This is a genomic window from Streptacidiphilus fuscans, from assembly GCF_015690355.1.
GTDB lineage: Bacteria > Actinomycetota > Actinomycetes > Streptomycetales > Streptomycetaceae > Streptacidiphilus > Streptacidiphilus fuscans.
The window spans coordinates 626,505-651,322 of the sequence record NZ_JADPRT010000001.1 but is presented as its reverse complement, the minus strand read 5'-3'; the positions used below and the strand labels follow the sequence as shown (position 1 = coordinate 651,322).

At 71.7% G+C, this 24,818-nt stretch carries 20 protein-coding genes; 11 read left to right on the top strand and 9 right to left on the bottom strand.

From position 1 onward, the window contains the following. Positions 1-31 precede the first annotated feature (31 nt). The 3 genes from zwf to I2501_RS02940 all read right to left on the bottom strand — a co-directional run bounded on the left by zwf (position 32) and on the right by I2501_RS02940 (position 5,079). A complete protein-coding gene (gene zwf, locus I2501_RS02950) occupies positions 32-1,396 on the bottom strand; it encodes a glucose-6-phosphate dehydrogenase (RefSeq protein WP_196192154.1) in 1,365 nt (454 codons plus the stop codon). A gap of 218 nt (positions 1,397-1,614) precedes the next feature. Further along, on the bottom strand, positions 1,615-3,387 hold the full coding sequence (locus I2501_RS38980) for an eCIS core domain-containing protein (RefSeq protein ID WP_236045748.1): 1,773 nt from the start codon (positions 3,385-3,387) through the stop codon (positions 1,615-1,617). Positions 3,388-3,591: 204 nt separating this feature from the next. Next, positions 3,592-5,079 carry a sulfatase-like hydrolase/transferase gene (locus I2501_RS02940; RefSeq protein ID WP_196192153.1) on the bottom strand — a complete coding sequence of 496 codons (1,488 nt, stop codon included), beginning with the start codon at positions 5,077-5,079 and terminating at the stop codon, positions 3,592-3,594. Positions 5,080-5,185: 106 nt separating this feature from the next. Here I2501_RS02940 and I2501_RS02935 point away from each other — a divergent pair, with 106 nt between their 5' ends. The 5 genes from I2501_RS02935 (at position 5,186) to I2501_RS02915 (ending at position 9,468) form a co-directional block, all read left to right on the top strand. Then, entirely contained in the window at positions 5,186-5,839 is a 654-nt protein-coding gene (locus tag I2501_RS02935) for a TetR/AcrR family transcriptional regulator (protein ID WP_196192152.1), read from the top strand. 140 nt (positions 5,840-5,979) lie between these two features. After that, positions 5,980-6,756 carry an enoyl-CoA hydratase family protein gene (locus tag I2501_RS02930; RefSeq protein WP_196192151.1) on the top strand — a complete coding sequence of 259 codons (777 nt, stop codon included), beginning with the start codon at positions 5,980-5,982 and terminating at the stop codon, positions 6,754-6,756. Further along, positions 6,753-7,643, top strand: coding sequence for a CoA transferase subunit A (locus tag I2501_RS02925; RefSeq protein WP_236045746.1), 891 nt, complete (start codon positions 6,753-6,755; stop codon positions 7,641-7,643). The genes I2501_RS02930 and I2501_RS02925 overlap by 4 nt, the downstream gene beginning before the upstream one ends. Then, the gene (locus tag I2501_RS02920) at positions 7,640-8,404 is read left to right on the top strand and encodes a CoA-transferase subunit beta (RefSeq protein ID WP_196192150.1); all 765 of its coding nucleotides are present in this window, start codon (positions 7,640-7,642) and stop codon (positions 8,402-8,404) included. Before I2501_RS02925 ends, I2501_RS02920 begins: the two co-directional genes overlap by 4 nt. An 8-nt stretch (positions 8,405-8,412) precedes the next feature. Continuing rightward, positions 8,413-9,468: an NAD(P)H-dependent flavin oxidoreductase gene (locus tag I2501_RS02915; protein ID WP_196192340.1), complete on the top strand. Its 1,056-nt coding sequence runs from the start codon at positions 8,413-8,415 to the stop codon at positions 9,466-9,468. A gap of 196 nt (positions 9,469-9,664) precedes the next feature. On the opposite strand, the gene I2501_RS02910 is transcribed toward I2501_RS02915, so the two are convergent. Then, complete coding sequence (locus I2501_RS02910; protein WP_196192149.1) at positions 9,665-10,453, bottom strand: SDR family oxidoreductase; 789 nt, start codon at positions 10,451-10,453, stop codon at positions 9,665-9,667. A 376-nt stretch (positions 10,454-10,829) separates the two neighbouring features. Between I2501_RS02910 and I2501_RS02905 the strand changes: the two genes are divergently transcribed. After that, a complete protein-coding gene (locus I2501_RS02905) occupies positions 10,830-11,555 on the top strand; it encodes a dienelactone hydrolase family protein (protein WP_196192148.1) in 726 nt (241 codons plus the stop codon). An 18-nt stretch (positions 11,556-11,573) separates the two neighbouring features. On the opposite strand, the gene I2501_RS02900 is transcribed toward I2501_RS02905, so the two are convergent. Beyond that, positions 11,574-12,242 (bottom strand): chorismate mutase, encoded by a 669-nt coding sequence (locus I2501_RS02900; protein WP_196192147.1) that lies wholly within the window; start codon positions 12,240-12,242, stop codon positions 11,574-11,576. Positions 12,243-12,429: 187 nt separating this feature from the next. Between I2501_RS02900 and I2501_RS02895 the strand changes: the two genes are divergently transcribed. Then, positions 12,430-14,088: an APC family permease gene (locus I2501_RS02895; RefSeq protein ID WP_196192146.1), complete on the top strand. Its 1,659-nt coding sequence runs from the start codon at positions 12,430-12,432 to the stop codon at positions 14,086-14,088. 28 nt (positions 14,089-14,116) lie between these two features. Here the strand turns inward: I2501_RS02895 and I2501_RS02890 are convergent, their stop codons facing one another. Beyond that, on the bottom strand, positions 14,117-14,977 hold the full coding sequence (locus I2501_RS02890) for a M55 family metallopeptidase (RefSeq protein ID WP_196192145.1): 861 nt from the start codon (positions 14,975-14,977) through the stop codon (positions 14,117-14,119). A 190-nt stretch (positions 14,978-15,167) separates the two neighbouring features. On the opposite strand from I2501_RS02890, the gene I2501_RS02885 reads away from it, so the two are divergent. Next, on the top strand, positions 15,168-16,304 hold the full coding sequence (locus I2501_RS02885) for a hypothetical protein (RefSeq protein WP_196192144.1): 1,137 nt from the start codon (positions 15,168-15,170) through the stop codon (positions 16,302-16,304). A gap of 59 nt (positions 16,305-16,363) precedes the next feature. Here the strand turns inward: I2501_RS02885 and gap are convergent, their stop codons facing one another. From gap to I2501_RS02870, 3 genes are all read right to left on the bottom strand, one after another. Next, on the bottom strand, positions 16,364-17,362 hold the full coding sequence (gene gap / locus I2501_RS02880; protein ID WP_196192143.1) for a type I glyceraldehyde-3-phosphate dehydrogenase: 999 nt from the start codon (positions 17,360-17,362) through the stop codon (positions 16,364-16,366). Between the two features lie 142 nt (positions 17,363-17,504). Beyond that, positions 17,505-18,461: a GlxA family transcriptional regulator gene (locus I2501_RS02875; protein ID WP_196192142.1), complete on the bottom strand. Its 957-nt coding sequence runs from the start codon at positions 18,459-18,461 to the stop codon at positions 17,505-17,507. 78 nt (positions 18,462-18,539) lie between these two features. Continuing rightward, positions 18,540-20,807 carry an FUSC family protein gene (locus tag I2501_RS02870; protein WP_236045745.1) on the bottom strand — a complete coding sequence of 756 codons (2,268 nt, stop codon included), beginning with the start codon at positions 20,805-20,807 and terminating at the stop codon, positions 18,540-18,542. 206 nt (positions 20,808-21,013) lie between these two features. Here I2501_RS02870 and I2501_RS02865 point away from each other — a divergent pair, with 206 nt between their 5' ends. From I2501_RS02865 to I2501_RS02855, 3 genes are all read left to right on the top strand, one after another. After that, the gene (locus I2501_RS02865) at positions 21,014-22,663 is read left to right on the top strand and encodes a serine hydrolase (protein WP_196192140.1); all 1,650 of its coding nucleotides are present in this window, start codon (positions 21,014-21,016) and stop codon (positions 22,661-22,663) included. A 299-nt stretch (positions 22,664-22,962) separates the two neighbouring features. Next, complete coding sequence (locus tag I2501_RS02860; RefSeq protein ID WP_196192139.1) at positions 22,963-23,292, top strand: hypothetical protein; 330 nt, start codon at positions 22,963-22,965, stop codon at positions 23,290-23,292. A gap of 95 nt (positions 23,293-23,387) precedes the next feature. Further along, positions 23,388-24,779, top strand: coding sequence for a DUF4331 domain-containing protein (locus tag I2501_RS02855; protein WP_196192138.1), 1,392 nt, complete (start codon positions 23,388-23,390; stop codon positions 24,777-24,779). The last annotated feature ends 39 nt before the right edge of the window (positions 24,780-24,818 follow it).

Here is a 24,818-nt window from a genome sequence, read left to right as displayed (position 1 = left end):
GGCAGGCGCGACGACAACCCGCCGCCCCAGCTCAGGCGACCGGGTCGTGCCAGCTGTCGCCGTGCGGCAGCAGGGCGTCGGCCTCCTGCGGGCCCCAGCTGCCGCGATCGTAGGGGTGGACCGGCACGGCATCGCCGAGGACGGGGTCGACGATGCGCCAGGCGGACTCCACGGTGTCCTGGCGTGCGAAGAGCCAGCGGTCGCCGTCCAGGGCCGCGCCGATGAGGCGGTCGTAGGGGCGCATGTCCGAGCCGGGCTGCTCGGCGAAGACGAGCTCCTCGTGCTTGGCCTGCCAGCCGCCGCCGGGCTGCTTGCCCGCCAGGCCCAGCCCGACCTGCGTCTCCGGCCAGACGCGGAACCGGAGCCGGTTGCTCACGGGTTCGGGGCGGAGCCGGAAGAGGTCGTGCGGTGCGGCGCGGAAGGTGAAGCTGACCTCCGTCGCGGTCACCGGCAGGCACTTGCCCGCGCGGATCGCGATCGGCACGCCCGCCCAGCGCCACGACTCCGCGGCGAGCCGGACGGCCGCGTACGTCTCCGTCGTCGAGTCCGGGGCGACCCCGGCGACGTCCCGGTAGCCCGCGTACTGACCGCGCACCACATGATCGGGCGTCAGCGGTCGGAGGGAGTTGACGACCGCGGCCTTCGCGTCGCGCCAGGAGTCCAGGCCGGTGCCGGACGGCGGGTCGGCCAGCGCGGTGGCGAGGACCTGGAGCAGGTGGTTCTGCACCACGTCGCGGATCGCGCCGGTGCGGTCGTAGAAGGCGCCGCGGTCGGACACGTCGAACGCCTCGGCCATGGTGATCTGGACGCTCTCGACGTACGTGCGGTTGAGCAGCGGCTCGAAGACCGCGTTGGCGAACCGTGCGAAGAGGATGTTCTCCACCGGGTCCAGGCCCAGCCAGTGGTCGACGCGGTAGATCGCCTCCTCGGGGAAGAAGCGGTGCAGCGTCGCGTCGAGCTCGCGGGCGCTGTCCAGGTCGGTCCCGAACGGCTTCTCGACCATGACCCGCGCGCCCTCGGCCCGCCCTGCCGTGGCGATGCCCTGCGCGATCCGCGCGAACAGCGGCGGCGGCACCTCCAGGTAGAACAGCGCGGCACCGGAGGCGGGGCCCATGGCGTCGGACATCGCGTGGTAGGTCGCGTCGTCGCCCAGGTCCCCGTCGACGTAGCGCAGCAGGCCCAGCATCTTCCGCGCCGCGTCGGAGTCGGGATCCAGGCCGTTCAGGCGGAGCGAGGCCGCGGCGTAGTCGCGGAACTGGTCCAGACCCCAGCCGCTCTTGGCCACCCCGACCACCGGGACGTCCAGCACGCCGCGCTCGACCAGCCCCACCAGCGCCGGGAAGGTCTCCAGCTTGGCCAGGTCCCCGGTCGCGCCGAAGATCACCAGCGCGTCCATCCGCTCACGTGCGCCGCGCCCTGCTGCTGCCGACCGTGCTGTTGCGGACCCTGCTGTTGCGGAACCTGCTGTTGCGGAACCTGCTGTTGCGGGCCCTGCTGTTTCGGACTCTGCCGCCATCCGTGCCTCCCGTGTGCCGTGCCCCTCCCAGGCTCGGGGCACACGGCCCGGCGGGCAGCGCGAGGGGGCCGCTCAGGTGACGGACGCGCCGGCCGGGGTCAGAAGCGTGGCGCTCGCGCGCCCGCGGCGATCAGGATGAACTGGGCGTAGGAGTCGGCGTTCATCAGCGCCCGCTGACCCATGGCGTACCAGTTCGACTGGCGGTCGGACTCCTTGTTCTCACCGCTGTACGTCGAGGGGTCCCGCAGCGCGCGCCTGCCGAGCATCTGCTCCTCCAGCTGCGCCGCCTCCTCGGGCATCCTCTTGGCCATCCCGCCGACGAACTTCTCCTCCTGCAACTCCGAGTCGTGCGCGCTGTACTGGTAATCCAGCGTGCCGGCGAACCGGTGCGTCGCCTCGTGGATGACGTACCAGGCGACCTGGCCCTCCTCGGTGAGGTTGATCGGGCCGCTGCGGCCCGTGTCCATGGTCGGCAACTCCTCGCTCTGCTGCTGCTTCGGATTGGACAGGCGGGTGTAGAGGTCCCCCCAGCTGGAACCGACCCAGCCCGCGACTCCGCGCGGCACCTTCCCGCTGCCGACCAGGGTGAACTCCGCCCCGTGGGCGTTCAGCCCGGCCTGGATGCGCCGCACGACCTCGACGATCCGCGGCAGGAATGCGGCGATCTGCTGGGGCGTCGCGCTCCGGAACACCGGGAAGCCGGACTGAAGCCCCGTCAGCAGCTGCCCGCTCGGGGCGTTTCCCGCCGCAGCGAGCAGGGCGAGGGTCGTCGCGATGGCCTCCTTGGCCTCGACCAGGGCCGCTCGGGTCTGCGACTCGCGCTGCGGGTAGTCGCGCTCGGGGATGGTGCCGCTCTTGCCGAACTTCGCGTTCGCGCTGCTGTGGATCTGCCGGGTCGCATCGTCGTAGACGTCGCCGTGCCGGGGCGCGCCGTGGCCGTTGATGCCCAGTTGGGTCGAGGTGCGCACCTGGGCCCGGTCGTCCCGGTTCACCCAGCGGGTCTCCCCGCCGGAGCGGGGGTCGCTGTAGTTGGCGCCCTGGCTGAACTCCCAGACCGTGCGCTGAACCGCCGTGCCGCTGTGGGCCGTTGGCTGCGCGCCGGCCGCTCCGTGGGGTTCGGCCGGTGCTGCCGTGTCCCGGGTGCCCGCCTCCCACGTGCCCGCGTCCCCCGTGCCCGCGTCCCGCGCGACCGCGCGCTGGGCGACGACGGACGGCGCGGTGGCCGCTCCGGCCGCGAAGGCGGCGCCGTCGGCGGCTGCCGCGCGCTCCGAGCCCTGCCCCGGGTCGGTCACGCTGACGCCTGCGCCGTTGTCGTTGCCCGTCTCGCGGACGCCCCGGAGGTTCTTGTCGAGATGGCTGGTCTCGTGGGCCAGGATCTCCGCGTTTCCGGCGGCCGACGGGCCGAGGAAGATGTGGCTGCCGATCGTCATGGCCTGCGCGCCGAGCGCCGCGGTGGCGCGCTGGGCGGTGGCGTTGTCGTGGACGCGGCCTGCGGCGAGGCTGTCGTTGCGGTAGAACGCCTGCGCCTTGGCCAGGAAGGCCGCGGGAAGCGGGCTGCTCGGCGTCGCCATCGCGGCGTCGATGAGGCTGCGATGGCCGCCCGGGTGGGCGTCCTCGGCACGGTCGTGGACGTGGCCGTGTTCATCGGCCTCACTGCGCTGGACGGCCGGGTTGGCGTGCGCGCAGCCCGGGCCGTGCTGGTGCCGCTCCCGCTCGACCATGCGGGCCACGGCGGCGTTGCCCGCCGCCTGCTGAAGGTCCAGCATCCGCTGGACCGGTGCGCCGAGACCGGGGCTGACGCCGGGCCGGGCCACCCGGTGGACGGCGTCCTGCTCGTTCGACGACCGGTTGGGCTTTCCCCGCGCGTGCATGACGTTCCCTTCGAACCCGCGTACGACCAGCCCTCCATCCTTACCGGACCAGCACTCCTGCCCAAAGGGCCGCAAGATCATTTTTGGGGGCAGCCCTGACGGTCCATAAGGTCCGCTGTCCGGAAGTCGGGCCGGACAGCCGTCACGGACGCGGCCGGGCGACTGCGAGTCCTTCTCGGCTGACCCGGGCTGCGCCACTCCGGACTACTCCAGCGGCGTGAGATCCGTGCGCTCAATAGCCCGCAATTGCGCGAAGTGCTCGCGCACGTGCTCCCGACGCCCTCGGTCCATCGCGAGGTTGACCAGCTCGTGGGGGTCTTCCCGCAGGTCGTAGAGCTCGTGGTCGTTGTCGTCGAAGTCGGCGTCCGGACCGAAGCGCATCTGTGTCGGCGCGGGCTGCCGCGGCCCGTCGGCGGGCATGCCGCCGCCCACACCGAAGTAGCGCGCGTACTTGTAGCGCCCGTCGAACATGCCGCGGATCGCGTACCGCGTCTGCTGGATCTGCCGGGTGTGCACGGCGTCGTGGGCGAACAGCACGTAGTCGCGGACCGAGGCGGCAGGGTCACGGAACACCGGGCACAGGTCGGTCCCCCGGAACGAGGGCTCCGGCTCGGCACCGGCGAGCGAGCAGATCGTCGTGGCCAGGTCGACGTGCGAGGCAAGGGCGTTGGTCACCGTGCCGGCTCGCGTGACGCCGGGGACCTTCACGTAGCAGGGCACGCGCATGATCTCGTCATAGACGAACGGACCCTTGGACCGCAGACCGTGCGAGCCGCACATGTCGCCGTGGTCGGAGGTGAAGACGAGGACGGTGTCCTCCCAGCCTCCTGACGTCTCCAGCGCGCCGAGCACCGTGCCGAGGCTCTCGTCGGCGAGCCGGTGCAACTGGACGTAGTAGTCGAGTTGGCGCAGCCAGGCGCGCTTGTCGGCGGGGTCGATCCAGCCCCACAGGCTGTGCTGCTGGTCGTAGCGCCACTGCCGCTGGGTGTCGGGCTTGGTGTGCAGGTCGTCCGCGAAGTTGGCGGGCAGATCGTCGAACACCCGCCCGTAGGGCTGCTCGTACGGTGGGATCGCCTGTCCGCCACCCCAGTCGCCGCCGCCGAGGAACTGGCGCACGAAGTCCAGCATCGCCGGGTTCGCGCGCTGGTAGTCCGGTTGGTCGATCGGGTACCACATGACGTCGTGCGGGTTGACCAGGGCGACGGTGAGGAACCACGGGTCCGGCGCGTTCGCGTTCTGCCGCAGCCAGTGCGCGGCGTTGCGGGCGATGATCGGGTCGAAGTGCACACCGGTGCCGGCCATGCCCATGAAGTGGTGGTCGTTGCCGTCCCAGTCGCCGTAGCCGTAGGCCTCCATGGTCGGGTGCGCCGAGGCGGACAGGTGCCACTTGCCGATGTAGGAGGTGCGGTAACCGGCCTTCCGCAGCGCGCTGCCGATGGTCGGGACGCCCGGGTCCAGCTGCGGCTGCCAGGGGAAGATCACGTTCTCCGCGACCCGGTGCTGGGTGACGTACTGGCCGGTCATCATGGTCGCGCGCGACGGCGAGCACGGGGAGGAGTGCGTCCAGTAGTTGGTGAACTCCAGTCCTTCGGCGAGCAGTCGCTCCCGCCAGGGCAACCGCACCGTGGGCGGCAACCAGCCGCGTTGCCGCTCCTGGTCGGAGACGACCAGGAGGATGTTGGGCCGCTTCACGCGTGAGCTCCTGACGCCGTCGCGATGGACCGGGGACGCACTGGTGACGCACCGTCAGTTCTAACGCGCCTGCGTTAAACCTGCAAGATGCTCCACACTGGTCCGCGTGACTCCCGCGTCCGACACCCGCATCCGCCTGATCGAGGTGGCCGAGCAGCTCTTCGCCGAGCGCGGCATCCACGCCGTGTCGCTGCGCCAGATCGCGGCAGCAGCCGGGCAGCGCAATACCTCGGCGGTGGCGTACCACTTCGGCACCAAGCAGGCGCTGGTCGAGGCCGTCTATCAGCACCGCATGGCACCGACCAGCGAACGGCAGCTGCGACAGCTGGAGCGGCTCGACGCCCAGGGGTGGGGCAAGGACCTGCGCGCGCTGGTCGAACTGCTTGTGCGCTCCATGGCCGAGCGGCTGGACGACCCCGAGCGGCCCAGCCGGTTCCTGCGGTTCGTCGTCAACGCCCTCTACGTGGAGGAGATCGCGCCGTTCGACCTGGCGGCGCAGGAGTGGACGCAGGGCATCGCGCTGATCCGGACGCGGATCGAGGAGGGCATGTCCGCGCTCGCGCTGTCGCGGGAGGTCCGGGCCAACCGGTGGGAGTTCTTCGTCGGGCTCGTGCTGCACACGCTGGCCCAGCGCGAACGCCTCCTGGAGACCCGCGCCGGCACGAGTGCCGCCGGGAGGGAACTCCCCGGTCAGAGCCGGCTGGTGGCGGACCTGGTCGACTCCGCTGTCGCCGTGCTGACCGCCGAGGTCTCCTCGTAGTCGCCCTCGCCCGGCCGGATGCCGACGTGCGCGGCGAGTGTCACCCGTTGGGGCAGATCCATTGCGGGCGTCCGTCTCCTCCCGTACCTTCTCACCTAACAAATGTTTGGTTGACAGGTCGAAAGGTAGCTGGTCCTCCCATGGCTGTCTCCACCTCGACGCCCGACAAGGGCGTGGCCGTCGTCACGGTCGACTTCCCACCCGTCAACGCCCTTCCGGTGCAGGGCTGGTACGACCTCGCCACCGCGCTCCGGGCCGCGGGCGCGGATCCGGAGGTGCGGTGCGTCGTCCTGGCCGCCGCCGGACGCGGCTTCAACGCGGGCGTCGACATCAAGGAGATGCAGCGCACGACCGGCCACGACGCGCTGATCGGCGCCAACCGCGGCTGCTACGAGGCGTTCGCCGCCGTCTACGAGTGCGAGGTGCCGGTGGTGGCCGCCGTCCAGGGCTTCTGCCTGGGCGGCGGCATCGGCCTGGTGGGCAACGCGGACGCGATCGTGGCCAGCGACGACGCCGTCTTCGGCCTGCCGGAGCTCGACCGGGGCGCGCTGGGCGCGGCCACCCACCTCGCCCGGCTGGTCCCGCAGCACCTGATGCGCACCCTGTACTACACCTCACGCACCGTCAGCGCCGAGGAGCTGCACCGGCACGGGTCGGTGTGGCAGGTGGTGCCGCGCGACGAGCTCGCGGCCTCGGCGCTGGAGCTGGCCCGGGAGATCGCCGCCAAGGACGGCTACCTGATCCGCCTGGCCAAGGCCGCGATCAACGGGATCGATCCGGTGGACGTGCGCCGCAGCTACCGCTTCGAGCAGGGCTTCACCTTCGAGGCCAACCTCAGCGGCGTGGCCGACCGCCACCGGGACTCCTTCGTGACCGGCAGGAGCCAGGACGACAACGAGCGCGAGGAGGAGCGTTGAGCGACAAGATCATGACGCCGGATCAGGTCGTCTCCCGCCTGGAGAGCGGCATGACCGTCGGCATCGGCGGCTGGGGGTCCAGGCGCAAGCCGATGGCCCTCGTCCGCGCCCTGCTCCGGTCCGAGGTCACCGACCTCACCGTGGTCTCCTACGGCGGCCCCGACGTCGGGCTGCTCGCCGCCGCGGGCAAGGTCCGCAAGCTGGTGGCCGCCTTCGCCACCCTGGACTCGATCCCGCTGGAGCCGCACTTCCGCGCGGCCCGTGAGCGCGGCGCCTTCGACTTGGTCGAGCTGGACGAGTCGATGTTCATGTGGGGCCTCACGGCCGCCGCCCACCGCCTGCCCTTCATGCCCGCCCGGGCCGGTCTCGGCTCCGACGTCATGCGGGTCAACCCCCAGCTGCGGACGGTCACTTCGCCGTACGCGGACGGCGAGGAGCTGGTCGCCGTGCCCGCGCTCGAACTCGACGCCGCACTGGTCCACGTCAACGCCGCCGACGCCCGCGGCAATGGCCAGTATCTCGGCCCGGACCCGTACTTCGACGACCTGTTCTGCGCGGCGGCGCGCGAGGCGTACCTGTCGTGCGAGCGCATCGTCGACACCGCCGACCTGCTGAAGTCGGGTGCGCCGCAGACGCTGCTGATCAAGCGCTCCGACGTCACCGGCGTGGTCGAGACCCCGAACGGCGCCCACTTCACCTCCTGCGTGCCCGACTACGAGCGCGACGAGGCCTTCCAGCGCGCCTACGCGACAGCTGCCGCCGACCCGCAGGACTGGGCCACGTTCACCGAACGCTTCCTGACCGGGGACGAGGACGCCTACCAGGCAGCGGTCAGCGCCTTTCGACAAGAAGCCGCCCTTCGCCAGGAGCAGGAGGAGCAGAAGTGACTGCCACGACGACCACGACCCGCGCCGAGTACTGCGTGGTGGCCTGCGCCGAGGCCTGGCGCGGCGACGGCGAGATCCTGGCCACCCCGATGGGCACGGTGCCCGCCATCGGCGCCCGCCTCGCCCGGCTGACCTTCTCGCCCGACCTGCTGCTCACCGACGGTGAGGCGATGATCCTCGGCGACACCCCCGCGGTCGGCGCCAAGGCCGAGGTGGTCGAGGGCTGGCTGCCCTACCGCCTGCACCTCTCCATGGTCGCGGGCGGCCGGCGACACGTCATGATGGGGGCCAGCCAGATCGACCGGTACGGCAACCAGAACATCTCCTGCATCGGCGACTGGTCCCGGCCCGACCGCCAACTGCTGGGCGTGCGTGGGGCTCCGGTCAATACCGTGAACAACCCCACCAGTTACTGGGTGCCCCGGCACTCGCCGCGGGTCTTCGTCGACAAGGTCGACATGGTCTGCGGCGTCGGCTACGACCGCGCGGCTGCCGCCGGGCCCGCCGCGAGCCGCTTCCACGAGATCCGACGCGTCGTCAGCGACCTCGGCGTCTTCGACTTCGAGACCCCGGACCGCACCATGCGCCTCCGCTCGGTCCACCCCGGGGTGAGCGTCGAGCAGGTGCTGGCGGCGACGGCCTTCCCGCTGGTCGTGCCGGACGAGGTCCCGGCCACCCGGGAGCCCACCGAGGCGGAGCTGCACCTGATCCGCGAGGTGATCGACCCGAAGCGCCTGCGCGACCGCGAGGTGCGGTCGTGAGCCTGCCCATGAGCGTCGAAACCCCGCTGACCAGGCTCGTCGGCGTCCGTCACCCCCTCGTGCAGACCGGCATGGGCTGGGTCGCCGGCCCGCGTCTGGTCTCCGCCACCGCGAACGCGGGCGCGCTCGGCATCCTCGCCTCCGCCACCATGACGACCGATCACCTGCGCGCCGCCGTACGCGAGGTCAAGGAGCGCACCGACGCACCGTTCGGCGTCAACCTGCGTGCGGACGCGAGCGACGCGCGGTGCCGGGTGCGGATCATCATCGAGGAGGGCGTGCGGGTCGCCTCCTTCGCGCTCGCGCCCTCCCGGGAGCTGATCGCCGAGCTCAAGGACGCGGGCGTCGTCGTCATCCCCTCCATCGGCGCGCGGCGGCATGCTGAGAAGGTCGCCGCCTGGGGCGCGGACGCCGTGGTGGTCCAGGGCGGCGAGGGCGGCGGCCACACCGGCGCCGTGGCCACCACCGTGCTGCTGCCGCAGGTCGTCGACGCGGTCGACATCCCGGTGATCGCGGCCGGCGGCTTCCACGACGGACGCGGCCTGGTGGCAGCGCTCGCGTACGGCGCCGCCGGTGTCGCCATGGGCACCCGCTTCCTGCTCACCTCGGACTCCACCGTCCCCGACGCCGTCAAGGCCCGCTACCTCGCCGCGTCCGTCCAGGACATCACCGTCACCACCAAGGTAGACGGCCTCCCCCACCGGATGCTGCGCACCGACCTGGTCGACGGGTTGGAGCGCTCCGGCCGCGCCAGCGCCCTGCTCCGCGCGGTCCGGCACGCGGCGGCGTTCCGCAGGATCTCCGGCATGAGCTGGTCGGCCATGGTCCGCGACGGCCTGGCGATGAAGCACGGCAAGGAGCTGACCTGGAGTCAGATCCTGCTGGCCGCCAACACCCCGATGATGCTCAAGGCCGCCATGGTCGACGGCCGCCCCGACCTCGGGGTGATGGCGTCCGGCCAGGTGGCGGGCCTGATCGAGGACCTTCCGTCCTGCAAGGAGCTGGTGGAACGCATCATGACCCAGGCCGCCGAGACCATCACCGCCCTGCCCGGCCGGGCGTGAGGAGCGCCGCGTCGCGAGGACGACCGTGGAGGATGACCGTGTCAGTTCACACCAGCGGCCGGGCCGAGGCTGACGGAGTCGCGCGCGCTTCGCGCGGCTGCTCGCCCACGCCACCAGCAGCTGCATGCACTTCCCGCTGCCCCAGCCCTGAGCCCTGCCCCGGAGCAGGGGTCGTCGCGCCCGGCGACTGTCGCCGTCACGGATGCTGGCTGCTGACCGACACCGTCTCCCCCGTCATGTAGGACGAGTAGCCACTGGCCAGGAAGACGATGACGTTGGCGATCTCCCACGGCTCGGCGTACCGGCCGAATGCCTCGCGGGCGGTGAGCTCCTCCAGCAGGTCGGGGGTGGTGACCTTGACCAGGTGCGCGTGCATGGCGAGGCTCGGCGACACGGCGTTGACGCGCACCCCGTAGGCAGCGGCCTCCACGGCCGCGCAGCGGGTCAGCGCCATGACGCCCGCCTTCGCGGCGGCGTAGTGGGCCTGACCGGCCTGGGCGCGCCAGCCGATGACGGAGGCGTTGTTGACGACGACTCCGCCGCTGCCCGCGGCCTTCATCCGGCGCAGCGCGGCGCGGGTGCAGCGGAAGGTGCCGTTGAGGGTGACGTCGATGACCCGGTCCCACTGCTCGTCGGTCATGTCGACGAGTTCGGCCGTGCCGCCGAGACCGGCGTTGTTGACCACGATGTCGAGGCGGCCGTGGCGCTCCTCCGCGAGGTCGTACAGCGCGGCGACCTGCTCCTCGTCGGTGACGTCGCAGGCGCGTCCGGCCACCCGGTCCGCGCCGAACTCCCCCGCGAGCCGGTCGACCGTCTCCTTGGTGCGGCGCGCGTGCGCGTCGCCGATGACGATGTCCGCGCCCTCCTCCAGCAGTCGGCGGGCGGTCGCGCCGCCGATGCCGGCCCCGGCGGCGGCGGTGACCACGGCGGTGCGGCCGGTCAGCAGGCCGTGTGCGGGAACGTACTCGGGGGTCGTGGACGTCATGCGCGAGCCTCCCTCGGCAGGCCGAGCACGCGCTCGGCGATGATGGCGCGCTGGATCAGCCAGTCCCGGATCCCGGCCCGGAAGACGTCGGTTCTGGTCAAGTTCAGCTCCCGTGGGTCTCGACGTGGCTCACGACGCCGCCTCAGGCGCACGGTAACCTACCAAACACTTGTTAGGGAAGAGGTCGCAGCCCGCGCAAAAAGGAGTTGGCAGATCGCGGCGAAGACTGCTTAAGATTGCGCCAGACCGTGCAGCTGAACGAGGAGGTGGTACCCGTGAACACACAAACGACATGGGTGCTCCCCCTCGGGGTCACGGTCGGGCGATAGGTCGTCGCCCGGGAGCGCCGTTCTGTGCACTCCCGAAAGGCACGATCATGGAATTCACTTCTGAGCAGCGTCTTGACGACGACGTCGTCGAGCGCGAGTTCACCCTCGGCGAGATCCCCGGCACCCTCTGGATGCCCGGATCCGCCTCCGCGGCGGTGCCGCTGGTCCTGATGGCCCACAACAACGGCCTGCCCAAGAACGAGCCCCGGCTGGTCGCCCGTGCCCGGCACACCGCCGCGCGCGGCTACGCGGTCGCCTCCATCGACGCGGCAGGGTGCGGTAGCCGACCGCGTTCGGCCGCCGACGACCAGGCCCGCGCGGATCTCCGCAAGGCCATGCAGGCCGGGGAGCCCGTCGACGAGATCTTCGAGTCCTTCATCGGCCCGCTGGTCGACAAGGCGGTCCCGGACTGGCGGACCGCCCTGGACGCCCTCCTCGCCCTGCCCGAGATCGACGGCCCGGTCGGTTACTCCGGGTGGACCGCCGTCGGCATTCACCTGGCGGTGACCGAGCCGCGCATCGCGGCGGCCGGCTTCTTCGCCGGGGGCTACGTGCCCCTCGCCCAGCGTGAGGAGGCCCGGCAGCTCACCATTCCGCTGCTCTTCCTGCTCCAGTGGGACGACCAGGGGAACCCCCGGCAGCGCGCTCTCGACCTGTTCGACGCGTTCGGCAGCAAGGAGAAGACGCTGCACGCCAACGTGGGCGGGCACACCGGCACCCCGTGGTTCGAGCTGGAGGACGGGGGCCGGTTCTACGACCGGCACCTGAAGTAAGGCCGGACCGTCCAGCCGTCAGCTGAGGCTGGACGGTGGACGGCGTCGGGGGGGGGGGGCCCCCCCCCCCCCGCGGGGGGGCCCCCCCCCCCCCCCGCGGGGGGCGGCCCCCCCCCCGCCCCCCCCCCCCGACGGCAGCGCCCGGAGCAGTGCCGCGAAGTGCAGGGCGTCGAGGCTCTGCTGGTGCCGGGCGTGGACTGCGGCTGCGGTCAACTGCCCGTCGCAGGACGGTGCTTGACGACTCACCTCGGCCGCCGCGATGGCCTGGACGAGTTCGGTGCCGATGGTGTCGAGCTCGACGCGGATCGTGGCCAGGCTCGGCCTGGTGGTCGGGACGAGTGACGGGTCGGCGTCCCACTCGGCGTACAGGGCGCGCTGGACGACCTTGTTGGCCTCGATCTGGTCGCGGAAGATCTTCGCGACCGGCGCGGGATCGATGCCCAGAGCCGTGGCCTGCTGCTCGGCGGTGGCGATCTCGGCCGCCTCGCGCGCGGGATCGTCGATCGGGCTGCCGGTCCCGTACTTGGCCGCCGCCACCTGGTCGGCCACCTCGACCCGCTGCGCGGAGAGCTGCGCGATGGTCTCCAACGCCGTCGTGCGCGGCGCGGCCTCGGCACTGCCCGCGCCGAGCCCGACCCCGGCCCCGGCCGTACAGAGCAGCAGTGTCGCGCCGACGACGGTGGCCATCGATCGCCTTGATGTGAGGAACAGTCGCACAGGAGCCCCCAGTCGTGTACGGAAAGTCGCCCCGATTCTAGCGACGGGAGTCGCGGTGTGGCGGCGATTCGGCTGGGCGACGGACCGGAAACGAGTGATCATAGGGGCACGTCTCCGAACCGCGGTTCGGCGTTGCACGAGCACCTGGAGGTGCGCCATGGGTGCCTCGTCCCCGACTCCTGAGTCCCCCGAGCCGTCCGAACCGTCCGGGGCGTCCGGTTCTTCCGAATCGGCCTGGGGCCTGGGCACGTCCGTCGTGCCGGGTGAGGTCTCCGGTTCTGGTTCGGGCGAGAAGGGGCTCAAGGGCAACGCCCTCGGCCTGTTCTCCTCGGTGGCGATCGGCCTCGCGTCGACCGCACCCGCCTACAGCCTGGCGGCGACCCTCGGGCTGATCGTCGTCGGCGTCGGCCTCCAGGCCCCGATCATCACAATCCTGGCGTTCATCCCGATGCTGCTGATCGCCTACGCCTACAAGGAGATGAACGCGGTCGACCCGGACTGCGGCACCACCTTCACCTGGGCCGCCCGGGCCTTCGGGCCCCGCACGGGGTGGATGGGCGGCTGGGGCATCATCATCGCCGACATCATCGTCATGGCCAATCTGGCCCAGATCGCCGGTTCCTACGGCTTCCAGCTCGTCGGGCACCCGAACCTCGCGTCGGACAAGCTGTGGACGACGCTGGCCGGGGTGATCTGGATCGTCCTGATGACCTTCATCTGCTACATCGGCATCGAGATCTCCGCGGCGCTGCAGCGCGTCCTGCTCTGCGTCGAGATCGCCATGCTGGCGGTCTTCTCGGTGACCGCGCTGGTCAAGGTCTACGGCAGCCACGCGCCCGCGACGGCGATCCACGTCTCGGGATCGTGGTTCAACCCGTTCCAGGTCCCGACCGCGAGCGCGCTGACCGCGGGCATCCTCTCCGCGGTGTTCATCTACTGGGGCTGGGACACCGCCGTCTCCGTCAACGAGGAGACCGCCGACAAGTCCCGTACTCCCGGCCGCGCGGCGGTGCTCTCCACCGTCATCCTGCTGTTGATCTACGCCATGGTCTCCACCTCGGCGCAGGCGTTCGCGGGCGTCGGCGACAAGGGCATCGGCCTGGCCAACCCGAACAACTCGGGCGACGTGCTCTCCGGCCTGGGCGGCGCCGTCTTCGGCACCTCCGGGTTCGGCTGGTTCGAGTCCAAGCTGCTGATCTTCATGGTGCTGACCTCGGCCGCCGCCTCGACCCAGACCACCATTCTGCCGACCGCCCGCACCAGCTTCTCCATGGCCCTGCACAAGGCCATCCCGTCGCACTTCGGCCGCGTGCACCCGCGCTTCGCCACCCCCACCTGGTCCACGGTGGGCATGGGCCTGATCTCGATCGCCTTCTACGTCATGCTCACCCGGATCAGCACCAACGTCCTGACCGACTCGGTCTCCTCCGTCGGCCTGGGCATCGCGTTCTACTACGGTCTCACCGGCTTCGCCTGCGCCTGGTACTTCCGCCGGGTGCTCCGCCGCAGCCCCCGCGACCTCTGGTTCAAGGGCATCCTGCCGCTGCTCGGCGGGCTCATGCTGCTCTACTTCTTCTGCTACGCCGCGTTCGACGTGTACGCCTCCCCGAGCTACGGCTTCACCTCGGTGACGCTGCCCCTGGTCGGCAAGGTCGGCGGCGTCTCGGTGATCGGCGTCGGCGCGTTGGTGCTCGGCTTCGTGCTGATGCTCATTCAGTGGGCCGTCCAGGGCTCCTGGTTCCGCAACCCCGACGTGCCGGTCGGCGCGGCCACCATTGCGGAGGTGGAGGCCGCCGAGGCCGCGCCGCCGGAGTGAGCGCCGACGCCGCTGCGTGGGCCGCGCGCTACTCGGCGATGCCGCGCGTCAGCAGCACGACGGTGACGAAGGTCCGGTAGAGCCGGACGGGATCGGTGTCCGTCAGCCGGACCATCGTCGGATCGTCCTTGTCGGCGTCCGCGCCGCCGCGCTCCACGCGGGTGATCCAGGTCGCCATCTCCGCCAGGTCGGGGTTGCGGAAACGGACCGTGAGGGTTGCGGGCAGCTCGATGGACGGGAGTTCCCGCGCGCCGGACGCCGGATCGGCCAGCGCCGCCACCGCCAGCCGGGCCTGTTCCCGGATCAGTTGCCTGGCGTCCTCCGGGTGCAGGCTCTCCGCGGCGAAACGGTTGAGCGACTCCTTGACCACCGCCGCCCGCGCATGCGGGCAGAACGGGCGCAGCTCCTCGGCCGTGGTGCGGTCGCCGGTGATGAGTGCGACCGGGACGCCGTGGCCCAGGGCGACCAGCGCGTTGATCGCGCTCTCCCCCGCCACCACGCCGTTCAGCCGGACCTCGGCGATCGCAAGCGGGTTGAAGGTGTGCGACAGCGTGGCCGCGCAGCCGGACATCGAGCCGTGGTAGGAGACGAAGAAGACGGCGTCGTAGGAGGGGTCGAGCCCCTGCATCATGTAGAGCGGCTTGTGACGCCCCGACAGATACCGTGTGCCGCGCGGTAGTTCGTCCGGACGGAGGTTGGCCATCCGGCCGTGGGAGTCGTTGACGAGGAACTCGGTGGCCCCGGCGTCCCGGGCGCCGTCGATGGCCGCGCCCACCTCCCGCTGCAGCAGGTCGCGGTAGTACGGGTAGTCGGGGCCGGTGGGACGGCACTGCTCCCACTCCACGACGCCTGCGGTGCCCTCCATGTCGGAGGAGAGGTAGATCTTCACGGCTTCACCCTCGGATGCGGTTGCGGCCCGGTCGGCACGGGAGTCCAAGAAGGAGCCCCGCTCAGGAGGCCCGCTCAGGAGTCCCACCCCGTTTCGACACCGGTGATCACGGGCTCACTCTTTCATGAACCCCGCCGGTCGGGAACGCGTACCCAAGGAGGTACATCCCCGACGAGAAGGAGGGTGGATCATGCGACTCCATCCCTTCGCCCCGCGCACCGCCGTGGTCGCCGCGGCACTGGGCGCGGGACTTGCGACGGCGGTCACGACGGGCGCCGCGGCCGTCCCGCGGACGGCGGCGTTCATCCCGCGGCTCACCCACAACCAGCAGCTCGCCTCCACCATCCCCGCGAACGGCGACGTCAACCCGTACGGCGTGGCCGTCGTTCCCGACAGCCATGGCACTCTGACCGCGGGCGACATCCTGGTGAGCAACTTCAACAACGCGCCCACGAGCACGGCCAAGGGCGGCCAGCAGGGCCGGGGCACCACTCTGGTGCAGGTCGCTCCCAACGGGACGAAGACCACCTTCGCCCAGATCCCGCCGAGCGCCGCCCCGAACGGAGTGGGGCTGACCACGGCCCTGGTGGTGCTGCGCTCCGGCTGGGTCGTGGTCGGCAGCCTGCCGACCACGGACGGGACCTCCGCGACCATGCACAGCGGCGCGCTGCTCGTGCTGGACGACAACGGTCACGTGCGCGAGACCGTCACCGGCCACGGCATCGACGGCCCCTGGGACGCGACGGCGGTGGACAACGGCACCAGCGCCGACCTCTTCGTCAGCAACGTCCTCGGCGGCATCACGAACGGACAGCCCACCACCACCTCGAAGGGCGACGTCGTCCGGATCGCCCTGAACCTCACCAACGGCATGCCGCAGGTGGGCGGCAGCACGGTCGTCGCGAACGGCCTGTCCGTGCACACCGACCCCAACGCGCTCGTCGTCGGTCCCACCGGCGTCGCGGTCGCGCCGGACGGCACGCTGTACGTGGCCGACACGGTGCACTCGCGCATCGCCCGCGTCCCCGACGCGGTCGCCCGGACCAGCCCCGTCGACGCCGGCGCCGCATCCGCGACCGTGGCTTCGGGCAGCCCGCTGAACGGACCGCTCGGGCTCGCCCTCGCACCCGACGGCAACCTGCTGGCGGTCAACGGCGCGGACAACAACCTGGTCGAGGTCACCACCGGCGGAACCAGGGTGGCCACCCGCAACCTCGACACCAAGGACCAGCCCGGCGGCGCCCTGTTCGGCCTGGCCCCGACCGCCAACCCCCGCGCGGTCTACTACGTCAACGACGACACCAACACGCTGAACATCCTGCACTGAGCGGCAGCATCACCGTGAAGACGGCCCCAGCCGTCGAGAACTGGGGCCGTCTCGGACCGTCAGGCGGCGGCGAGCAGTTCCAGCGTGTCGATCACGCGGTTCGAGAAGCCCCACTCGTTGTCGTACCACGCGACCACCTTGACGTGGCGGCCGTCGACGCGGGTGAGCGCCGAGTCGAAGATCGACGAGGCGGGGTTGCCGGTGATGTCGGACGACACGAGCGGGTCCTCCGAGTACTCCAGGATCCCGGCCAGCGGCCCCTCCGCCGCGGCGCGGTACGCCGCGAGCACCTCGTCGCGCGTCACGTCGCGGGCGACGGTGGTGTTGAGCTCGACGATCGAGCCCACCGGCACCGGCACGCGGATCGAGTCGCCCGACAGCTTGCCGTCGAGGTTCGGCAGGACCAGGCCGATCGCCTTGGCCGCGCCGGTCGTGGTCGGCACGATGTTGACGGCGGCGGCGCGGGCGCGACGGGCGTCGCGGTGCGGGCCGTCCTGCAGGTTCTGCTCCTGCGTGTAGGCGTGCACCGTCGTCATGAACCCGTGCTCGATACCGGCGAGTCGGTCGAGCACCGCGGCCAGCGGCGCGAGCGCGTTGGTGGTGCAGGAGGCGTTGGAGACGATCGTGTGCAGGTCCGCGTCGTAGGCGTCGGTGTTGACCCCGAAGGCGAGCGTGACGTCCGCGCCGTCCGACGGCGCGCTGACGAGGACCTTCTTGGCGCCCGCGTCGAGGTGGGCCCGCGCGGCCTTGGCCGAGGTGAAGCGGCCGGTGGCCTCCAGGACGATGTCCACGCCGAGTTCGGCCCAGGGCAGCTGCTCGGGTTCGCGCTCGGCCAGCACCGTGATCCGGCGGCCGTCGACGACGAGGACGTTCCCGTCGACGGTCACCGGGCGCCCGAGCCGACCGGCCGTGCTGTCGTACGCGAGCAGCCGGGCGAGCGTCGCGGGCTCCGTCAGGTCGTTGACGGCGACGATCTCCAGGGCGCTGTCGCGCTCCAGCAGTGCGCGCAGCACGTTGCGCCCGATGCGGCCGAATCCGTTGATGGCGATGCGAGTCATTGAGTGATGTCCCTTCCCTTCGCCACCAGGCTCTCTCGCAGGTCGCGGCGGTGACAGTGGCGTGATCGCCACGGTTCGAAAGGATCTTGCCAAGATCCCGCCGAGCCCGTCCCAGCAGCCCGGGGAGGCACGTACGAGCTGGTCACTCGCCCCGGGTGAAGGTGCGCCGGTACTCGCTCGGCGTGGTGCCGAGGATCTGCTGGAAGTGCAGGCGCAGGTTCGCTCCGGTGCCGAGCCCGACGTCGGCGGCGATCTGCTCGACGCTGCGCTGCGAGCGTTCCAGCAGCTCGCGGGCGAGGTCGACGCGGGCGCGCATCACCCACTGCATCGGCGTGTAGCCGGTCTCCTCGACGAAGCGCCGGGAGAACGTGCGCGGCGAGACCCCCGCCTGCCGCGCCAGTATGTCGAGGGTGAGGGGCTCGCCGAGCCGGTGCAGCGCCCACTCGCGGGTGACGGCGAACCGCTCGCCGTGCGGCTCGGGGACGCTGCGCGGCACGTACTGGGCCTGGCCGCCGCTGCGGTAGGGGGCCGCGACCAGACGCCGGGCCGCGTGGTTGGACGCGGCCACCCCGAGGTCGCCGCGCAGGATGTGCAGGCACAGGTCGATGCCGGAGGCGGCGCCGGCCGAGGTGAGCACGCTTCCCTCGTCGACGAACAGCACGTTCTCGTCGACGTGGACGAGCGGATGCCGGGCGGCGAGTGCCTGGGTGTAGTGCCAGTGCGTCGTGGCGCGGCGGCCGTCGAGCAGGCCCGTGGCGGCCAGCGCGAACGCGCCCGTCGAGATGGCTGCGAGCCGCGCGCCCCGGTCGTGGGCGGCGACCAGTGCGTCGACGACCTGCTGCGGCGGGTCCTCACGGTCAGGGAACCGGTAGCCGGGGACGAAGACGATGTCGGCCCAGGCCAGCGCCTCCAGGCCGTGGGCGACGTAGTACGCGAGGCCGTCACCGCCGGTCACCAGGCCCGGCGTCGCCCCGCACACCCGCACCTCGTACGGCATGCTCGCGCGGGTCGTGAAGACCTGCGCGGGGATTCCGACGTCAAGCGGCTTCGCGCCCTCAAGCACGAGGACGGCGACGCGATGCAGGCGGGAAGGTGACACAGCACGAGGTTACGGGCGGTCGTCCCCCGTCCCGCCGTCGACCCCTCGTCTTCCGGCTCCGGCCTCGGACCGTCCCGCTCACGCGGGCGGGCTCTCCTGTGCCGCGGCGGCGAGGCCCGGCTGGAGGCGGCGGGCGACGTCGACGTGGTCGCCGGTCCAGATGACCCGCACGGCGGTCGCGGTGGCCTGGCCCTCGCGGTCGACCAGGTCGGTGCGGACGGACTCGACGAGCCGGGCAGCGGACTCGGGCCCCAGCGGGACCGGAACGGGCACCGGCGTGTGTCCGTCCAGGCTCGCCGCGAGGCCGTGGTACCAGTCGGTGACGCGGGTGGCCGTGACGAGGATCGCCCGGTGGGCCTCGGTCTGGTCGGCCCCGGTCCGGTGGGCCTTGGTGCGGACGCGACGGCAGTCCTGCCAGAGCGAGACGACCGCGTCCGCGGCCAGCCGTAGCCCGACGACGCCGGTGACGAGGGTGGTCATGTCGGCCAGCGACAGCGGTTTGGCTCCCCGCTCGGCCAGGTAGCTGCGGAAGGCGTCATCCAGGCGTCGCGCGGCGGCGGCCGCGTCATGGCCCTGCTGCGTCGGCTCGCCGGGTGCGGGCGTGGCGGGTGAGGTCTCGTAGTGGCCCAGCGCGTACTCGACGGCTGCGGACAGGTAGCGGGCGCTGTCGCTGTAGGCCCGCGCGAGCGCCCGGTCGACGGCGGCCGCGGCGCCGCGCGGCCAGAAGAACAGCGCGACGACGACGCTGACCGCGCAGCCCAGGGCGATGTCCTGGACCCGGAGCAGGGCGATCTGCCAGTCGGGGTTCTGGCCGATGTTGAACAGGATCACCAGGGTGACGGTGAACGCGGCCTGCCCGGCGGTGAACGAGATCGCCGCGGGCGCGATGCCCGCGAGCAGGATGGCCACCGGCAGCAGGAACCACAGCACCGTGCCGTGATGCCCGATCAATTGCAGCAGCCCCGCGCCGAGGATCGAGCCGATCACCGTGCCGAGTACCGCGCGCATCGCGTTCTGGCCGGTGTTCAGGGCGTTGGAACGCAGCACGGACAGGGTGCCGAGCAGCACCCAGAAGGAGTGCTGGACGCTGGTCAGGTCGGCCAGCAGGACCGCGACGCCGAGGCCGGCCGCGCCGCGCATGCTGTTGTGCAGCCAGACCGACCCCCAGCCGAGATGCGCGGACGCCCGCTCCCGGGCCGTGGCCAGCGGGGCGGTCAGCGCGTCCGGCTCGCGGCCCAGCAGCTGGTCGGGCCAGCTGCGCTGCCAGGCGGTCGCGGCCAGGTCGACGTTGCCCGCGATCTGCAGCACGGCGTAGCCGAGCTCGTGAGCGCGGAAGGAGAGGTCGAGCGTGGCGATGAATCCGTAGACCTCCGCGGCGCCCTCGCCGACCGGGCGTTCGACGGGCAGCCGGACCGTGGAGCTGTCCTCCATCGCCCGCATGGCGACCCGCAGTTCCTTGATCCCGTCGCGGAGCCCGCCGACGTCGCCGCGTGGGTCGGTGAGCAGGTCGGCGGCACGGTCGAGGACCTCGGCGGCGGCCAGGCGCACACTCAGCGCGGCCGGGTCGCAGGCGGGCGGCTCGTCGGTGTAGGCGGGTCGGTCCGCGAGGACCGTACTGAGCCAGGTGAGCTCGTCGACCAGGCGGACCAGTGTGCGCGAGCTGGTCGACAGTCCGGTGGGGCGGTAGGGCGTCGCGTCGAAGGCCCGGCGCAGGTCGGCGCTGGCCCGGGCGGCGCGGTCGGCCACGGAGTGGCAGAGGTCGGCGGCCGGCCGGGACGCGGGCGCGCCCAGAAGGGCGGCGTCGGTGCGCAGCCGGTCGGCGGCGGCCCGGCAGACGCGGGCGGCGGGCCCGCTGAGCGGATCGACGACGGGACGCGGCCAGAGAAGGGCGACGGCCGGCAGCGCCGCCGCTGCCGCCAGCCCCGCGCCCGCGAGCCGGTCCGGGAGCAGCGACAGCGGTACGGGGGTCGCGACCGGCAGCACGAACCCCAGCAGCAGGGCCGTGGCGCTCCCGGCCAGCACGGAGCTGACGACGCCGGAGAAGAGCACAGCGAAGGCGACCACGACGGTGGTGAGGACGGCCAGCCAGGTCCGGTGTGCGACCAGCGTGCCGAGGCAGATGAGGACCGCCCAGGCCAGGGCCAGTCCCGCCTGGGCACGCAGCCGCTCCACCATCGGGCCGGAGAAGTCGACCAGCAGCAGCATCGAGAAGGAGCCGAAGGCGGCGAAGCTCGCCATCGTCGGCGAGTGCAGCACCTGGGTGCAGAGCGCGAACAGCGCGGGCATCACCACCGCGGTCCGCCCGGCCCGCCGGGTCGCCACCAGCCCCGGGTCGTGTGTGCGCAACCATCCCAGCACCCAGGCCACACCACCCATATGCGCGCATCCGCCCGCTGCCCGCAACACCACCGGTTCGTCCCGCTTCCGCATCCGTTCGGCCCCGGTCACGTGGCGTGATCGCCCGCGCCACTGCGGTGGCGGCGCACGACGACGGAAGGCACCGTCGACCCATGCGGGCCGACAGTACGCGCCCCTGATCCGGAGCGCGGGCGATGCGACTCTCACGGCTTCTTGTCTCCGCCGGCGCCGTCACGGCCCTGACCGTCCCCGGCGCTCTCTACGGCACCGACCGCGTCGTCGGCCCTCAGCAGAGCACGGCCTCGCCCGCCCCCGCCCCGCCGTCGCAGCAGCCACCCCAGCTGACACAGGCTCAGGTCTCTGATGCGCTCGGGCAGCTGGACGGTGTGGTCCAGAACGCCATGACGCAGACCGGGGTGCCCGGTGTCGCCGTCGGCGTCGTCTACCAGGACAAGACCGTGTACGCGAAGGGCTTCGGCGTCCGCGAGGTGGGCAAGCCCGACCGGGTCGATCCCGGCACGGTGTTCCAACTGGCCTCGATGTCCAAGCCGCTGGCGTCCACCGTGGTGGCGCAGGCGGTCGGGCGGAAGGTCGTCGGCTGGGACGACCCGATCATCGCCCACGACCCCGGTTTCGCGCTCAAGGACCCGTATGTGACCGCCCATGTGACGATCGCGGACATGTTCTCGCACCGCAGCGGACTGCCCGACCACCCGGGCGATCTGCTTGAGGACCTGGGGTACAACGGGGACTACATCATCTCGCACCTGCGGATGGAGCCGCTGTCCGCGTTCCGTGCCACGTACGCCTACACCAACTACGGCCTGACCGAGGCGGGCAACGCCGTCGCCGACGCGGCGAAGACCACCTGGCCCGACCTGGCCGCCACCAGCCTGTTCCAGCCGCTCGGCATGACCCACAGCAGCTACCGGCGCTCGGACTACGACCGGGCCGCCGACAAGGCGACCGCCCATGTCCAGGTCGACGGGCACTGGCAGCCGTCCACCACCGAGAACGCCGACTCCCAGGCCCCGGCAGGCGGGGCCAGCTCGACCGTCGACGACCTGGACACCTGGATGCGCCTGCAACTGGGCAACGGCTCCTCCGACGGCAAGCAGATCGTCGACCCCGCCGCCCTGGACCAGACCCGGATCCCGCACAACATCGCCAGCCCGCCTCGGGGCCCCGGCGGCGAGCCCGGCTTCTACGGCCTCGGCTGGAACGTCAACTACGACCAGCTCGGCCGGCTCCGACTCAACCACTCCGGGGCCTTCGACCTGGGCGCGGCCACCACCGTCACCCTGCTGCCCACGGAGCAGCTCGGGATCGTCGTACTCACCAACGGCCAGCCGATCGGAGTTCCTGAGGCGATCGCCGCCGCGTTCTTCGACATCGCCCAGAACGGCCACCAGACCGTCGACTGGCTCGGCTTCTACCGTGGTCTCTTCCAGCAACTGGCCGGTGCGGGCCACTCGCCGATTGACTACGCCAAGCCGCCCGCGTCCCCCCAGCCCGCGAAGGCTAACAGCGCCTACACCGGCAGCTACAAGAACGACTACTACGGGCCCGTCACCTTCACCGTCACCGGAAGCGGCAACGGCTCCGGAAACGGTTCCGGCAACGGGGAGTTGGCCATGGTGCTCGGTCCGGACAAGGAGACCTTCCCGCTGACGCACTACACCGGAGACACGTTCAGCTACCGGACGCGCGGCGAGAACGCCGTCGGCCTGTCCGGCGTCACCTTCCACACCGGCGCCGGCGGTGCCAACGGCGCCAACGGCGCAGTCGACGCCGTCACCGTCGAGAACCTCGACACCACCGGCCTGGGGACGTTCACCCGCTGAGCGGCCGACCCGTCAGTGCTCGGTCAAGTTCACCCGGTCGGGCCCGCCGGGGCGGCTGTGAGCTGGCATTCCGCATCGCGTCCGTGGTCAGGGCGGGGTCCGTGGTGCGCATATGGTGCTTGACTGCCCGTTATGTCGGGGATTGACTGCGAGCGACCGTCGCCGCCCCGTCCGGATCCTCACTCCTCGCCCGCTTCAGGCTGCCCTCGCGGAGGGCTGGTTGCTGCTCCGCGTCGGCCGAGGCGCGGATCCCGGCGAGGGCGGCTTCCTCGCATCCGCGTCCCATCGGAGGACTGCCCATGTCCCAGGACCTCGACACCGAACGGCCTGACGATCCGTCACCCCTGTCGCGTCGTCGCCTGATCCAGCACGCCGGCGCCGCAGGCGCGGTGACCGTCGCGGCGGGATTCGCCCTGAATGCCGGCGCCACCGAGGCCGCAGCCGCGGCACCGCGACCCGAACCCGACACGCCGGCGTCGCACGACGCTCCTCGGCACACCTCGGGCGAGGCATTCGTGGTCCGTGTCGTCGACGCCCGCACCGGCGAACTCGACATCTTCCACGGCGAACGCCACCACCGGGTCCGCGACCCCAAGCTCACCGCCGAACTGCTGCGCGCCGCGCGCTGACTCCCGGGTTCTCCCTGGGAGGCACCGGCCGGGAGATCCCCCGGCCGGACCTCACCTGTCCTGCGGCACCCACCACCCCGTCTGCGAGGTTCTCCATGTCCTCCCACCGTGAAGCCCCCGAGATCGCCAAGGACCCGGTCGCCGACAGCACCGACCTGTACGCGTTCGTCAGCCCCGACGCCCCGGGCACCGTGACGCTGATCGCCAACTACATCCCGCTCCAGAACCCGGCGGGCGGCCCGAACTTCTACGAGTTCGGCGACGACGTGCTCTACGAGATCCACATCGACAACGACGGCGACGCGCGGCCCGACATCAGCTACCAGTTCCGCTTCACCACCCACCTGCGCAACCAGGACACGTTCCTGTACAACACCGGACCGATCACGTCCCTCAACTCGCAGAACTGGAACCGCTTCCAGACCTACACGGTCACCCGGGTCGAGCAGGGCGGGCGGCAGACGGTGCTGGGCAAGGACCTGATGTGCCCGCCGTGCAACATCGGCCCGCTGTCCACCCCTGACTACCCGGCGCTCGCCAACGAGGCCGTGCACCACCTGGGCAACCGGAAGGTCTTCGCCGGGCAGCGCGCGGAAGGCTTCTACGTCGACCTCGGCTCCATCTTCGACCTGGCCGACCTGCGGCCCTTCCAGTCGCTTCAGGTCTTCGCCAAGGCGCAGCACTTCCAGAACGCCCCCGGGGTGGACACCACCAAGGAGCTCAACGTCCACAGCATCGCGCTGCAGGTCCCCGTCGACGAACTGACCCGCGGCTGCTGGAGCGGCAAGGACTCCGGCAATCCGGACGCCGTCATCGGCGTCTGGACCACCGCGAGCCGCCGCGCCTCCCGCATCATCGAGCAGGGCCGCGGCAAGGACTCCGAGTCCGGTCCGTTCGTCCAGGTCTCCCGACTGGGGAACCCGCTGTTCAACGAGGTCCTCGTCCCGATGGCCCGCAAGGACGAGTGGAACGCTCTGCCCCCGGCGGACGACAAGCGGTTCGCCTCCTACGTCGCCAAGCCGGAACTCGCCGGACTGCTGCCGGTGCTGTACCCGGGCGTCTTCCCGCACCTGGAGGCGCTGGACAAGTCCGGCAAGTCGCGCGCCGACCTGCTCGCGATCCTGCTCACCGGCATCCCCAAGGGCGTCGTCCCCGGCTTCGAGAACTTCACCGGCTCGACCGAGGCCGACATGCTGCGCCTGAACGTCGCCATCCCGCCCTCGGCAAGCCCGAGCATCCTGGGCCTGATCGGCGGCGACCCGGCCGGATTCCCGAACGGGCGCCGGGTCTTCGACGACGTCGTCACCGTCGAACTGCGCGCCATCGCGGGCCTGACCTACGCGCTGGTCGACAAGTCCTTCACGCCGGACGCCGCGGCGAGCGAGATCACCGACGGCCTCACCGCCAGTTCGCCCGAGAACCCCTACCTGGGCCACTTCCCGTACCTCGGCGTCCCCTACGACGGCTACCACCACCCCGCCTCCTGATCTCTGCTCCGGTGCCGCATCGACCGGCACCGGAGCCCA

What these genes read in the sequence shown, in the direction of transcription:
- I2501_RS02855 (WP_196192138.1), top strand. Translation starts at nt 23,388, where the DNA reads ATGTCCTCCCACCGTGAAGCCCCCGAGATCGCCAAGGACCCGGTCGCC.
- gap (WP_196192143.1), bottom strand. Translation starts at nt 17,362, where the DNA reads ATGACTCGCATCGCCATCAACGGATTCGGCCGCATCGGGCGCAACGTG.
- I2501_RS38980 (WP_236045748.1), bottom strand. Translation starts at nt 3,387, where the DNA reads ATGCACGCGCGGGGAAAGCCCAACCGGTCGTCGAACGAGCAGGACGCC.
- I2501_RS02895 (WP_196192146.1), top strand. Translation starts at nt 12,430, where the DNA reads ATGGGTGCCTCGTCCCCGACTCCTGAGTCCCCCGAGCCGTCCGAACCG.
- zwf (WP_196192154.1), bottom strand. Translation starts at nt 1,396, where the DNA reads ATGGACGCGCTGGTGATCTTCGGCGCGACCGGGGACCTGGCCAAGCTG.
- I2501_RS02865 (WP_196192140.1), top strand. Translation starts at nt 21,014, where the DNA reads ATGCGACTCTCACGGCTTCTTGTCTCCGCCGGCGCCGTCACGGCCCTG.
- I2501_RS02900 (WP_196192147.1), bottom strand. Translation starts at nt 12,242, where the DNA reads ATGGCCACCGTCGTCGGCGCGACACTGCTGCTCTGTACGGCCGGGGCC.
- I2501_RS02915 (WP_196192340.1), top strand. Translation starts at nt 8,413, where the DNA reads ATGAGCGTCGAAACCCCGCTGACCAGGCTCGTCGGCGTCCGTCACCCC.
- I2501_RS02885 (WP_196192144.1), top strand. Translation starts at nt 15,168, where the DNA reads ATGCGACTCCATCCCTTCGCCCCGCGCACCGCCGTGGTCGCCGCGGCA.
- I2501_RS02905 (WP_196192148.1), top strand. Translation starts at nt 10,830, where the DNA reads ATGGAATTCACTTCTGAGCAGCGTCTTGACGACGACGTCGTCGAGCGC.
- I2501_RS02930 (WP_196192151.1), top strand. Translation starts at nt 5,980, where the DNA reads ATGGCTGTCTCCACCTCGACGCCCGACAAGGGCGTGGCCGTCGTCACG.
- I2501_RS02860 (WP_196192139.1), top strand. Translation starts at nt 22,963, where the DNA reads ATGTCCCAGGACCTCGACACCGAACGGCCTGACGATCCGTCACCCCTG.
- I2501_RS02910 (WP_196192149.1), bottom strand. Translation starts at nt 10,453, where the DNA reads ATGACGTCCACGACCCCCGAGTACGTTCCCGCACACGGCCTGCTGACC.